The 11,742-nt window shown below is 66.5% G+C and carries 13 protein-coding genes; 9 read left to right on the top strand and 4 right to left on the bottom strand.

The window, feature by feature from the left end; genetic code table 11:
• The first annotated feature begins 4 nt into the window (after positions 1-4).
• On the top strand, positions 5-397 hold the full coding sequence (locus Q0082_RS14185) for a cupin domain-containing protein (protein WP_298193772.1): 393 nt from the start codon (positions 5-7) through the stop codon (positions 395-397).
• On the opposite strand, the gene Q0082_RS14180 is transcribed toward Q0082_RS14185, so the two are convergent.
• Complete coding sequence (locus Q0082_RS14180) at positions 394-1,035, bottom strand: TetR family transcriptional regulator (protein WP_298193770.1); 642 nt, start codon at positions 1,033-1,035, stop codon at positions 394-396. The two genes, Q0082_RS14185 and Q0082_RS14180, sit on opposite strands and share 4 nt — an antisense overlap.
• 103 nt (positions 1,036-1,138) lie before the next feature.
• Here Q0082_RS14180 and Q0082_RS14175 point away from each other — a divergent pair, with 103 nt between their 5' ends.
• From Q0082_RS14175 to Q0082_RS14160, 4 genes are read left to right on the top strand one after another with little or no spacing between them, the layout of a single operon-like run.
• Positions 1,139-2,158, top strand: a complete 1,020-nt coding sequence (locus Q0082_RS14175) for a VOC family protein (RefSeq protein WP_298193769.1) — start codon at positions 1,139-1,141, stop codon at positions 2,156-2,158.
• Complete coding sequence (locus Q0082_RS14170; RefSeq protein ID WP_298193767.1) at positions 2,155-2,994, top strand: fumarylacetoacetate hydrolase family protein; 840 nt, start codon at positions 2,155-2,157, stop codon at positions 2,992-2,994. Before Q0082_RS14175 ends, Q0082_RS14170 begins: the two co-directional genes overlap by 4 nt.
• Before the next feature lie 7 nt (positions 2,995-3,001).
• On the top strand, positions 3,002-4,462 hold the full coding sequence (locus Q0082_RS14165; protein WP_298193765.1) for a bifunctional 3-(3-hydroxy-phenyl)propionate/3-hydroxycinnamic acid hydroxylase: 1,461 nt from the start codon (positions 3,002-3,004) through the stop codon (positions 4,460-4,462).
• A gap of 35 nt (positions 4,463-4,497) precedes the next feature.
• Positions 4,498-5,601: a PLP-dependent cysteine synthase family protein gene (locus tag Q0082_RS14160; protein ID WP_298193763.1), complete on the top strand. Its 1,104-nt coding sequence runs from the start codon at positions 4,498-4,500 to the stop codon at positions 5,599-5,601.
• Here the strand turns inward: Q0082_RS14160 and Q0082_RS14155 are convergent.
• From Q0082_RS14155 to mdlC, 3 genes are read right to left on the bottom strand one after another with little or no spacing between them, the layout of a single operon-like run.
• A complete protein-coding gene (locus tag Q0082_RS14155; RefSeq protein ID WP_298193761.1) occupies positions 5,588-5,827 on the bottom strand; it encodes a hypothetical protein in 240 nt (79 codons plus the stop codon). The genes Q0082_RS14160 and Q0082_RS14155 overlap by 14 nt on opposite strands.
• Positions 5,828-5,842: 15 nt before the next feature.
• Positions 5,843-6,124 carry a VOC family protein gene (locus tag Q0082_RS14150; RefSeq protein ID WP_298193759.1) on the bottom strand — a complete coding sequence of 94 codons (282 nt, stop codon included), beginning with the start codon at positions 6,122-6,124 and terminating at the stop codon, positions 5,843-5,845.
• Between the two features lie 13 nt (positions 6,125-6,137).
• A complete protein-coding gene (gene mdlC / locus Q0082_RS14145) occupies positions 6,138-7,694 on the bottom strand; it encodes a benzoylformate decarboxylase (protein ID WP_298193757.1) in 1,557 nt (518 codons plus the stop codon).
• A gap of 199 nt (positions 7,695-7,893) precedes the next feature.
• On the opposite strand from mdlC, the gene Q0082_RS14140 reads away from it, so the two are divergent.
• From Q0082_RS14140 to Q0082_RS14125, 4 genes are all read left to right on the top strand, one after another.
• A complete protein-coding gene (locus tag Q0082_RS14140; RefSeq protein ID WP_298193755.1) occupies positions 7,894-8,838 on the top strand; it encodes an alpha/beta hydrolase in 945 nt (314 codons plus the stop codon).
• A gap of 127 nt (positions 8,839-8,965) precedes the next feature.
• On the top strand, positions 8,966-9,856 hold the full coding sequence (locus tag Q0082_RS14135; protein ID WP_298193752.1) for a 3-keto-5-aminohexanoate cleavage protein: 891 nt from the start codon (positions 8,966-8,968) through the stop codon (positions 9,854-9,856).
• A 12-nt stretch (positions 9,857-9,868) separates the two neighbouring features.
• Positions 9,869-11,356: a carnitine 3-dehydrogenase gene (locus Q0082_RS14130; protein WP_298193750.1), complete on the top strand. Its 1,488-nt coding sequence runs from the start codon at positions 9,869-9,871 to the stop codon at positions 11,354-11,356.
• Between the two features lie 36 nt (positions 11,357-11,392).
• The coding region (locus Q0082_RS14125; RefSeq protein WP_298193747.1) for a cytosine permease at positions 11,393-11,742 on the top strand (350 nt) is incomplete at its 3' end.

The following is an 11,742-nucleotide window of genomic DNA, read 5'->3' as shown; positions in this document are numbered from 1 at the left end:
GCGCATGCCCACCGGGCCGATCGAGAACGAGCGCGACGGCTGCGAAGTGCTGCAGGGTATGCGCGGCGGCCCCGGCAGCGTCACCCTGCGCCATTTCCGTTTCGACGGAAAGGGCGCGCCCACACGCTTTCTCATCCTCGAAATCCCGCCCGGCGCAGCCGAGGGCAGCCATGTCCACTATGCCGACGACCGCAATGGGACCGGCGCTTATGAGGAGTTCTACTACGTGATCTCAGGTCGCGGCCTCGCCACCCTGGGAGACGCAGCGTACCCTGTCGCGGCCGGTGATTACTGGCACGCCCCGCTCGATATGGCGCGCGGGCTTGCCAATGCCGATGCCGTCGAGATGCTCAAGGTCCACCTCACTGTCGTGCTGCGCGACCCCGTCAGTACCTAGAGGCTGGCACAGGCCTCGCCCGCAATGGCCTTCGCGCGCTCCGGCGCTGCGCCCAGCCCGGTAAGCCCCAGCACCAGCATCGTGCCCAGCGCCGCGCGCGCCGCATCGCCTGCGGGCCGTTGCTCGACGAGATTGGCCATGAGGATCTGGCACAGGCCCAGCCAGTAGAGCACGCCGCCGCTGTGCGCTTCCTCGCGCACCAGACCCGCCGCGAGCGCTGCGGCCATGTCCTCAACCAGCCCGCGGTTCAGGGGGTGGCTGCTCAGCGTCGAGCTTGCATGGCTGCGCAGCAGGACAATCGTGCGCTTGGGCTCGGCCAGCGCAAACAGCGCGCCCGTGCGCATCCCCCCGGCGATCCGAGCGAGCGGATCGGCCACGCCGGCATTGGCTGCGGTGATCCGCGCTTCCAGTTCGAGCCGGACCTCGTCTCCGATGGCGGAAGCAAAGGCAGCTTTATCCAAGAAGTGGTTGAAAAAACTACCCTTTGCCACACATGCCCGCGCCACGACATCATCGATCGGAATGGCATCGATCGGCTTTTCGGCGAGCAGTTCGAAGCCGGCAGCGATCAGCGCAGCGCGGGTGCGCGCTGCCCGGGGCGAGAGCGCGGGGGAAGAGGACGTGGAATGCGAGGTCATGTACCTCCTCTACTTGACTATATGGTCAAAAGCAAGATATTTGACCATATAGTCAACTGCGACTCGCATCGCACCAACCGCGAGCCAGCCGGGAGAATCCACCGTGGCGGTGATCAGAATCGAAGACATCGCACATGTCCGCTTCGCTGCGCCGAATCTGGCGGAAATGCGCAGCTTTTTGAAAGACTTCGGCTTCGAAACATTCGAGGAAGGCGGCAGACTCTATGGCCGTGGCCGCGACGGCAGGCCCTTCCTGCATGTCACGGAACCCGGCGAAGCGCGCTTTCTTGCCGTCGGTCTGCGCGCCGCATCGCTCGCCGATCTCGAAGCGCTTTCCAGCGCCGAAGGCGTTCCTGTCGAAACCCTGGATGAACCCGGCGGCGGCCACATCGTGCGGCTCGTCGATCCGGATGGATACCGGGTCGAAGTCGTGGCCGGGCAGGACAGCGCTGCCCCCGACCTCTCCTGCGCCGATCCACCGCGCAACAGCGCCGCAGCCAAGCCCCGCCTGGGTACGCCGGTGCGGCTCAAAAGCGCGCCAGCGCATATCCAGCGCATCGGCCACGCGGTGCTGCGTGTGCGCAACTTCCGCGCTTCGGAAGCCTGGTACAAGGCGCGCTTCGGCCTGCTGACTTCGGACGAAGTGGAAGCGGCCAAGGGCGTGCCCCTCGGCGCCTTTCTGCGCTGTGATCGCGGCGATCAGCCCAGCGATCACCACACCCTGTTCCTCGCGCAATTGCCGGGCCCGCCCGGACTGCTCCACGCCGCATTCGAGGTCGCGCATCTCGACGATCTGATGCTCGGCCATCAGTACCTCAAGGCCGCGGGCCGCAAACCCGCGTGGGGCGTGGGGCGCCATATCATGGGCAGCCAGATCTTCGATTACTGGCTCGATCCCTTCGGCAACGAGCTTGAACACTGGACCGACGGTGATCTCTATACCGCTGCCGATCCGCCCAACAAGCAGACCATGAAGGCGCTGCTTGCGGTGCAATGGGGCGCGCCTCATCCCATGCAGGTTGGCCGACTCGCACCGCCAGTCGGCCTCGTCGCTTTCATCATGGCGCTGCGCCTGCGCGTGCTCCGCCTCTTCCGCCGCAACCCCGAAGGAACCCCCGCATGAAGCTCGCCACCTATACCGCCGATGGCCGCACCCGCACCGGCATCGTCGTCGACGACCGGATCATCGACACGGGCGTAGAGGGTACGATGATCGACCTGATCCGCGATTGGCACGCACTCAAGGAGAGCCTCGCCGCCAAGGCGGCAGCAGGTGGCGGCTTGCCGCTCACCGAGGTTACGCTCGAAGCCCCCGTCCCGCGCCCTGGCAAGATCTTCGCAATCGGCCTGAACTATGCGGATCATATCGCTGAATCCAATATGAAGACCCCTGAACGGCAGGTGTGGTTTACCAAGGCGCAGACCAGCGTGAATGCGCCCTATGCCGACATCGTCATCGCCAGGGACCAGATGACTACCGACTACGAAGTCGAACTCGTCGCGGTGGTCGGCAGTGGCGGCAAACATGTCTCTGCCGCCGATGCCCCTGCGGCCATCTTCGGCTATTGCGTCGGTAATGATGTGACCGAGCGCATGTGGCAGCACGCCTCGCCGCAGTGGTCGCTGGGCAAGAGCTTCGATACGCACGCGCCGATGGGCCCTTGGATCGTCACCGCAGATGAAGTTGGCGATCCGCACGAGCTTGGCCTGCGCTGCTTCGTGAATGGCGAAAAGCGGCAGGATTCCAATACCTTGCGCCTCGTTTTCAATGTGTGGCAGAAGGTCGAGCACCTCTCCGTCGGCATGACACTGGAGCCGGGCGACTGCCTGTTCACCGGCACCCCCGGCGGTGTCGGCGCGGCGATGGACCCGCGCCAGTTCCTCAAGGCTGGCGATGTGGTGCGCTGCGAGATCGACAAGCTGGGCCATATCGAGGCCACCATGGTCGCCGAGGGCTGACGGGACCGTGGCCTTCGATTGCGATGTCCTGATCGCCGGGGGCGGACCGACTGGCATTACGCTGGCCATCCTGCTGGCGCAGCGCGGCGTAACGGTGATCGTCGCCGAGAAGGAGCGGGATATCTACCCACTCCCCCGCGCCGCGCACATCGATCACGAAGGCATGCGCATCCTTCAGGAAGCTGGTGCTGCCGATGCCGTCATGGCGACCAGCCGCCGTGCCGCGCGCTATGAATTCCGCAATGCGCGCGGCCACCTGCTGCTGTGCTTTGAAGGCTCGGACCGCATCGGCCCCGGCGGCTGGCCGGGCGCCAACATGATCCACCAGCCTTCGGTCGAACGTGCATTGCGCGCCAGCCTTGCATCCTGCCCGCAGGCCGCACTCCATGGCGGCTGGGAACTTGGCCGCTTTATCGAGGATGCGGAAGGCGTCACCGCTGAACTTGCCACGCCCGAGGGTCCGCGCACCATCCGCAGCCGATGGCTTATCGGCGCGGACGGTGCGCGCTCGCCCGTGCGCAAGGCGATCGGGATCGTATTCGAAGATCTCGATTTCGAGGAACCCTGGCTGGTGGTCGATACGCTGGTCAACGATCCCGCGCGGCTACCCACCGCCAATCTCCAGATCTGCGATCCGAAGCGCCCGACAACGTGCGTGCTGATGGGCGAAGGCCGCCACCGCTGGGAGTTCAGGATCCTGCCGGGCGAAACGCCGGAGCAAGTGAGCGAGGATGCCTTCATCGCCAAGCTGATGAAGCCGTGGAATGTCGAAGGCGCGGTGCGCATCGAGCGCAAGGCGGTCTATACCTTCCGCGCGCGGATCGCCCGCGAATGGCGCAAGGGCCGCGTCTGCCTTGCTGGCGATGCCGCGCACCAGACCCCGCCATTTGCCGGGCAAGGCCTGTGCTCGGGCCTGCGCGATGCGGCGAACCTTGCCTGGAAGCTGGCCGCCGTGATCCGGGACGGCGCGCCGGAGCGGCTGCTCGAAAGCTACCAGCCCGAGCGCGAACCGCACTTGCGCGCGACCATAAGCATGGCGATCATGATGGGCCGCATGGTCTGCACCACCAGCCGCTGGGCCGCCTTCCTGCGCGACACCAAGCTGCGCATCGGCCGTGCGCTGGGCAAGTTGCCGTCGGGCCCGCCGGGCTATCCGCCGATTCTGGCCGGTGCGATCCTCGCTGGCAGCGCCGGGGCAGGAAGCTATTTCCCGCAAGGCGTGGCAAGCGACGGTACGAAGCTGGATGACCGGCTGGGACATGGTGCCGTGCTGATCGCGCGCGGCGGGCTGGAAGCCGCTGCTCTCATGCCCTTTGCTGGCGCGCTTGCCGCATGGCTCGACCGCCACAAGGCTGAGGCCGTACTTGTGCGGCCTGACCGGCATGTCTTCGGCACGGGCACGCCCGCAGCGCTGCAGAGCGCATGGAAGTCCGCAACCGGCCTTGAGCCGCCCTCGCCCCTCGCCTAAGCGGGCACCTGCTGTAACAGGCAGAAGGATCGAACATGCAGGCCCCGCAATCGCCGCCCATAGCGCGCCAGAACCAGCCGTGGGTGCATTGGGCCATCGAGCGGATCGAGGCGGACTATGCGCGCTCGGCCGATACGCACCTTCTGCCGGTGCCGCTGCCGGCGCTTCCGGGCATCGCGATCTATCTGAAGGACGAGAGCAGCCACCCCACCGGCAGCCTCAAGCACCGCCTCGCGCGCTCGCTGTTTCTCCATGCGCTGTGCAGCGGCTGGATCGGGCCGGAAACCACCGTGGTCGAGGCCTCCTCCGGTTCGACCGCCGTTTCCGAAGCCTATTTCGCCCGCATGCTCGGTCTGCGCTTCATCGCGGTGATCCCTGAACGGACCGCGCGCGAGAAGATCGCCGCGATCGAGGCACTTGGCGGCACGTGCCATCCCGTTTCCGATCCCGGCACCGTCCACGCGGTTGCGGCACGCATCGCAGCCGAATGCGGCGGACATCACATCGACCAGTTCACCTTTGCCGAGCGCGCGACCGACTGGCGCGGCAACAACAACATCGCCGAGAGCATCTTCACGCAGATGCGCCGCGAACCGCATCCTGTGCCGACATGGATCGTCTGCGGGGCGGGTACGGGCGGCACATCGGCGACGATTGGCCGCTTCCTGCGCTACTATCGCCATTCTACCCGCCTGTGCCTTGCCGATCCGGCATCGTCCGCGTTTCACCGCAACTGGCACGACCGCGCAGCGCACACCGGCAGTGGGGAGGCCTGCCTTATCGAGGGCATCGGCCGCCCCCGCGTCGAGGCCTCGTTCGTGCCCAGCGTGATCGACCGCGCCGAAGTGGTGACCGACGCCGCCTCGATCGGCGCAGTCCGCGCCCTGTCCCGCCATCTCGGGCGGCGCGTGGGCGGCTCGACCGGCACCAACCTTGTCGCCTGCGCGCGCATCGCGAGCGAGATGGCCGCTCGCGGCGAAGACGGGGCGATCGTCTCGATCCTGTGCGATTCCGGCGAGCGCTATGCCTCAACACTCTACAGCGATGAATGGCTGGCCGCGCAGGGCATGGATGTCGGCGCGGAAGAAGCGCGCATGGCGCGTTTCCTCGCCGAGGGCTGCTGGCCTACCAGGGAATGATCAGCTGCTTGCCGTCCCAGGTCTCGGCCTCATGGCGCGCCCTGGCATACATGCCGCGAATGATCTCGCTCTCCGGGTATAGCTCGATCATGTGCCCCATGGTGGCGCGCGCATCGATGTAGCAGATCTGCGCACCGAAACTGACGACGAACTCGCTCGCCACCGGCATCCCAGCCGCGACGTAGCGATCGCGCGTCCCCTCATAATCCTCGCAGAACACCGCCATATGGTGGATGCCCTGCTAGCCATTGGGGTACATGTCATGGAACGCGCTTGGTCCGGTCGAGACCAGCTCGACCAGCTCGATGTTGAGATCGCCGCTCTGTGCGAACACGCCGCGGATGCGGATCGGCTCTGCCGGCTGGCCGCGATAGACGTGGTTGCCGAGCACGCCGTTCCCGCCGCCAATGAACGGCCCCATGCCGAACAGCGTGTTGTAGCGCGCGCAGGCTGCCTCGAGATTGTCCACCACATGGCAGACCTGAATGAACGCTCCCGTGGGTATTGGGCTCGGCACCGTCATGGCAAGGTTCTCCCTAGTCGACCACGGCCTCCACGAGGCTGGGGAATTCGGCAGCAAACGACCAGGCGAGGGCTTCATCAAGCTCGGCTGCCGTTTCCGCCCGCCGCGCCGCCACGCCTTGCGCCTGCGCCAAGGCGCAGAAGTCGAGTTCGGGCAGCTGCGTTCCCGGTAGCGACTGCATGCCGAAGCGGCGGCCGAAGCTGTGCAGCGCCTCGTAGCGGCCGTTCCTGATGATCAGGAAGCTCACCGGCGTGCCGATCTGCGCGGCGGCATGAAGCCCTTGGATCGCGTACATGCTGGCCCCGTCGCCCAGCACCGCAATGACCTTCTCGCCCGTTCGCGCCAGTGCCGTGCCGATCGCCGCCGGAAGGCCGTAGCCCAGCCCGCCGCTTGCGGTTGTGTAGAAGGTGTCGCGCGCAAGGATCGGCAGCCGGTCGTGCATCGCGCCCCGGCTCGAGGCGGCTTCCTCCACGATGATCGAGCCGGCGGGGCGCAGCTCCGCGATCTGCTGGAGCAGGTAGGCATCAGTCATCACGCGGCCGTCGAGCCTTGGCCGAGGCGCCAGCAAAGGCGGCGCAGCGCGCTTCGATGGCGCCGGGCCCACGAGCAAGGTCTCCAGCGCCAGCCTGCAATTGGCGACCGCCGCATTGCCTTCGGGGAGCCACGCTGCATGGACCGGATTATCGCCGATGAACCACAGGGCCGCACCCTCCGGCACATGCGGCCCGAAACCCTCGACATGATAGAGCGACATCGGCCCGCCCAGCACGAGGATCAGGTCATGCCCGGCAAGGCTTTCGACAATCGCCTCACGCCCGGCAGTGAGGAAGCCTCGGAACAGCGGATGGTTTTCCGGGAAGCTGCACTGCGAGGAAAGCGGCGCTACCCAGACGCCCGCCTGATGGCGTTCAGCGAGCGTGATCACCTGATCCCACGCGCCATCTCGGCCGACACCCGCGCCGACCACGATTACCGGCCGCTCCGCCTTCGCCAGCGCTGCCGCCACCTCGGTCAGCGCCGCCGGATCGCCGGGATTGCGGGCGAACATCCGCCGCGCGGGGACGAAATCGCATTCGCGGTCCCAATCGTCGATCGGCACCGAAACGAAGGTCGGCCCCCACGGCGGCTCCATGGCAACGTGATAGGCACGCGCAATCGCTGCCGGGACATCCTCGGCACGCGCGGGCTCGCACGCCCATTTCACGAAGGGCTGCGGAAATTCGGTCGCTTGCTGCGCGAAGAGGAACGGCTCGTAGGGCAGGATCGAGCGCGCCTGCTGGCCTGCCGTCACCACCAGCGGCGTCTGGTTCTTGTAGGCGGTGAAGAGATTGCCGAGCGCGTGGCCGGTCCCCGCCGAGCTGTGGAGATTGACCAGCGCGGCATTGCGGCTCGCCTGCGCAAAGCCATCGGCCATCGCCAGCACGACCGATTCCTGCAGACCCAGGACGTAGCGGAAATGATCCGGAAAATCGCGAAACATCGGCAGTTCGGTCGATCCCGGATTGCCGAACACCGTCGTCATTCCATAGGCTTCGAGCAGGGCGAAAGTCGCCTGGCGAACGGTCGTCATGGTCTCTCCCGGGCGAGCCGCTTGCCGGCTGCGCGCCAATTGTGCGCCGCCGCCCGCACAAAGACAACCGCCGCAAAACGCCGCGTCACGGTGCGAAACGCACGCACGCCATCGACCCCGCAGTTTGCCCTTGCCGAGCGGCAGCCACCCCGCGATGAAAGGGGAAGGAGCGCAAAGCCCATCACGCGAGGATGCCTGCATGAACACCCGCCATCTGGTCGATCCGGATTTTCTGCCGTTGATCGACGTGCTGCCTGACAACGCCTTCACGCGCGAGGCGCTGCCGGCGATCCGCATCGAATCCGAGGGTCGTTTCGCCTTCGTGGGTGCGCCACCGATCGCGCCCGAGGTGAAGGTGATTGAGGGCGAAGGCGGTCCGCTCGAAGTCTATTGGTATGATCCTGCGCCCGGCGCGAAAGACCGCCCGGCCCTGCTCCACGTCCACGGCGGCGGCATGGTGATCGGTTCGGCCCGCTCGATGCAGCAGGCGCCATCGGGCATGGCGGCAGCGCTCGGCATTCCGGTCGCCTCGGTCGAGTACCGCCTCGCGCCAGAGCACCCCTTCCCCGCCCCGCAGCAGGATTGCTACGCCGCGCTCACATGGCTGGCCGCCAGCGCCGGCGAACTCGGCATCGATTCCGCGCGCATCGGCATTACCGGCGAAAGCGCGGGCGGCGGGCTGGCTGCGGCAACCGCGCTCATGGCCCGCGATCTGGGCGGCCCGGCACTTGCCGCCCAGTTCCTCACCTATCCGATGCTCGATCACCGCACCGGCAGCGAGGCCTGCCCTTATGGCAATCCGGTCACCGGCGAATTCGTCTGGACCCGCGCGCACAACCGGTTCGGCTGGGAATGCCTGCGGGGCGAATACGCCGCCGATGATCCCCGCAAGGGCTGGTTCTCCCCTTCGCTCGCCGAAGACCTCGCTGGCCTCCCGCCGACATGGATCGGCACCGGCAGCCTCGACCTGTTCCTCGACGAGGACCTCGATTATGCCCGGCGCCTCGTGAAGGCGGGTGTCCCGGTCGAACTTCATTCCTATCCGGGCGCGATCCACGCTTTCAATGCGATGGCCGAGGCCGCGACTGCCAAGGCCTTCACCCGCGATCTGCTCGGCGCGATGGCGCGCATGCTGCGGGTGTAATCATCTGGCCAGGGCGCAGTATTACAAAAACTCACAGCGTCCCCGAATTTCCGGCATCCCCACAATTCGGCATTCCAATCCGGCCCGTCCCCATTAAGCTCTTCGGTAAAGGCCGAGAGGGAGCCCCATGAATTTCGAGACGTTCATCACCTGCGCCGTTACCGGCTCGGGAAACACGGCAGACAAGCACCCCGGCCTGCCGATCACGCCCGCGCAGATCGCCGATGCCGCGATCGAGGCGGCGAAGGCCGGCGCCGCCATCGCCCATATCCACGTGCGCGATCCGGAGACTGGCAAGGGTAGCCGCGATGTCGCGCTCTACGGCGAGGTGGTCGAACGCATCCGCGCGAGCGATACCGATGTCGTCATCAACCTCACCGCCGGCATGGGCGGCGACATCGTGTTCGGGCCGGGCGAGAACCCCTTCCCGCTCGATCCTGCCGGCACCGACATGGTCGGCCCGATGGAGCGGCTGCTCCATGTGCAGGAACTGCTGCCCGAGATCTGCACGCTCGACTGCGGCACGATGAACTTCGCCGAAGCCGATTACGTGATGACCAACACGCCGGGCATGCTGCGCACGATGGCGGCCGAAGTGCAGCGCCTCGGCGTGCGGCCAGAGCTCGAAGTGTTCGATACCGGCCACCTCGTGTTCGTGAAGGAAATGATCCGCGACGGGCTGCTCGACGATCCGGTGATGATCCAGCTGTGCATGGGCATCCCCTATGGCGCGCCCGATGATCCACTCACCACGATGGCAATGGTCCACCAGCTGCCGCCGGGCGCAGTGTTCAGCGGCTTTTCCATCGGGCGCAACCAGCTGCCCTTCGTCGCCATGGCGGCACTCGCTGGCGGCAACGTGCGCGTGGGGCTGGAGGACAACCTCTATCTCGGGCGCGGTCAGCTTGCCACCAACGGGCAGCTCACCGAGCGCGCGGTGCAAATCCTGACGGGCATGGGCGCGCGCATCCTCACCCCTGCCGAAGTCCGCACCAAGCTCAAGCTGCAGAAGCGCTGAAGGACCGGCCCGATGACCCCAGACATCCGTAAGGTCGGCATTGTCGGCGGCGGCGTTATCGGCGCCGGCTGGGCCGCGCGCTTCGTGCTCAACGGCATCGACGTTTCGATCTACGACCCCGATCCCGAAATCGAGCGCAAGACCGCTGCCGTCGTTGCCAATGCCCGCCGCGCGCTGACACGGCTGTTCGGCAATGCGCTGCCACCAGAGGGCTCCATCACCTTCGCAACCAACCTGCAGGATGCGGTGCGAGAGGCTGATTTCATTCAGGAAAGCCTGCCCGAGCGCGAGGATCTAAAGATCCGCCTGCTCGCTGAAATGGATGCGGCGATGCCCGCACATGCGGTGATCGGCTCATCCACCTCGGGCCTGCTCCCTTCCAAGCTGCAATCGGGCATGGCGCGGCCTGACCGGCTCGTCGTCGGCCATCCCTTCAACCCCGTCTATCTCCTCCCCCTCGTCGAGATCTGCGGCGGCGACCAGACCAGCCAGCAGACCAGGGACATCGCCGCCGCCGTCTACACGCGCATCGGCATGAAGGTCCTCCATGTCCGCAAGGAGATCGACGGCTTCATCGCTGACCGACTGCTCGAGGCCGTCTGGCGCGAGGCGCTCTGGCTGATCAACGACGGAATCGCAACGGCTTCCGAAATCGACGACGCCGTGCGCTTCGGTGCGGGCATGCGCTGGTCGTTCATGGGCACGTTCCTCGTCTATCGGCTGGCGGGCGGCGAGGAGGGCATGCGCCACTTCCTGCACCAGTTCGGGCCCTCGATGGAATGGCCGTGGACCAAGCTGATCGGCCCGAAGCTGACGGACGAGCTGATCGAGACGATCGCCCGCCAGTCGGACGAGCAGGCCGGCGGGATCGACCTGCGTACCTACGAAAAGCTGCGCGACGATTGCCTTGTCGACCTGACCCACGCGCTTGAACGCAATGACTTCGCCTCGGGCCAGATCGCCCGCGCGCACCGGGCACGGCTGGCGGAAGCGGGCAAAAGTGCGGCGCCTGCCATCGGTTCGATCCGTGCCGACGGGCGGATGCTGACCATCGCTTCCCCGGTCCAGCCCGGGTGGATCGACTATAACGAACACCTCACTGAATATTGCTACCTCAAGCTCTTCGGTGACGGCACCGATGTCGTGCTCGCGGCCATCGGTGCGGGCGCAGACTACGTTGCAACGGGCCATTCGTGGTACACCGTCGAGACGCATATCCGCCACCTCGGCCAGGCCCGGCTGGGCGATAGCGTCGAAGTGCGCACCCGGGCGCTTGCCGCCGATGGCAAGCGGCTTCACCTCTTCCACGAAATGATGCGCGGTGCCGAGGAAGTGGTGATCGCCACCGCCGAGCACATGCTGGTTCACGTCGATGCGGCGGCTGAGAAATCGGCGCCGGCACCCGAGGGAATGCTGCGGGCCGCCCAGGCCCTTGTCGCAGGCCAGGCGCATCTGCCACTGCCCGAGGGACAGGGCCGCCAGATCCGGATGCCAGGCTGAAGACAGGCGTCAGCACAGGGGGGAGACGCATTCTGCATGGCCTTGGTTGAAACGCGCTCGATCGACTACATTCCCCTCGCCGAACGGCGCGGCAAGGTGCACCATCTCTGGCCGGTGTGGTTCATGGGTGATGCCCACCTCGCCACGCTGGCGACGGGCGCAATCAGTGTGGTCGGCGGGCTGGACCTGTTCTGGTCGAGCCTTGCGGTGATCGGCGGCTGCGCCTTCGGCACGGTGCTGATGGCGCTCCATTGCACACAGGGGCCCCACCTCGGCCTGCCGCAGATGATCCAGTCGCGCCCGCAGTTCGGCTATATCGGCGCGCTGCTGGTGTGGATCGTCGCGCTGTTCACCTACATCGGCTTCAACGCGCTCAACCAGTCGCT

The sequence above is a fragment of the Novosphingobium sp. genome, assembly GCF_027489515.1.
Taxonomy (GTDB): domain Bacteria; phylum Pseudomonadota; class Alphaproteobacteria; order Sphingomonadales; family Sphingomonadaceae; genus Novosphingobium.
This window is presented reverse-complemented; position numbering and strand designations above follow the sequence as displayed.

Excerpts from the sequence above, each read along its gene's own strand:
- Q0082_RS14185 (WP_298193772.1), top strand. The coding sequence starts at position 5 with ATGCCCACCGGGCCGATCGAGAACGAGCGCGACGGCTGCGAAGTGCTG.
- Q0082_RS14180 (WP_298193770.1), bottom strand. The coding sequence starts at position 1,035 with ATGACCTCGCATTCCACGTCCTCTTCCCCCGCGCTCTCGCCCCGGGCA.
- Q0082_RS14170 (WP_298193767.1), top strand. The coding sequence starts at position 2,155 with ATGAAGCTCGCCACCTATACCGCCGATGGCCGCACCCGCACCGGCATC.
- Q0082_RS14160 (WP_298193763.1), top strand. The coding sequence starts at position 4,498 with ATGCAGGCCCCGCAATCGCCGCCCATAGCGCGCCAGAACCAGCCGTGG.
- Q0082_RS14155 (WP_298193761.1), bottom strand. The coding sequence starts at position 5,827 with ATGGCGGTGTTCTGCGAGGATTATGAGGGGACGCGCGATCGCTACGTC.
- Q0082_RS14150 (WP_298193759.1), bottom strand. The coding sequence starts at position 6,124 with ATGACGGTGCCGAGCCCAATACCCACGGGAGCGTTCATTCAGGTCTGC.
- mdlC (WP_298193757.1), bottom strand. The coding sequence starts at position 7,694 with ATGACGACCGTTCGCCAGGCGACTTTCGCCCTGCTCGAAGCCTATGGA.
- Q0082_RS14140 (WP_298193755.1), top strand. The coding sequence starts at position 7,894 with ATGAACACCCGCCATCTGGTCGATCCGGATTTTCTGCCGTTGATCGAC.
- Q0082_RS14135 (WP_298193752.1), top strand. The coding sequence starts at position 8,966 with ATGAATTTCGAGACGTTCATCACCTGCGCCGTTACCGGCTCGGGAAAC.
- Q0082_RS14130 (WP_298193750.1), top strand. The coding sequence starts at position 9,869 with ATGACCCCAGACATCCGTAAGGTCGGCATTGTCGGCGGCGGCGTTATC.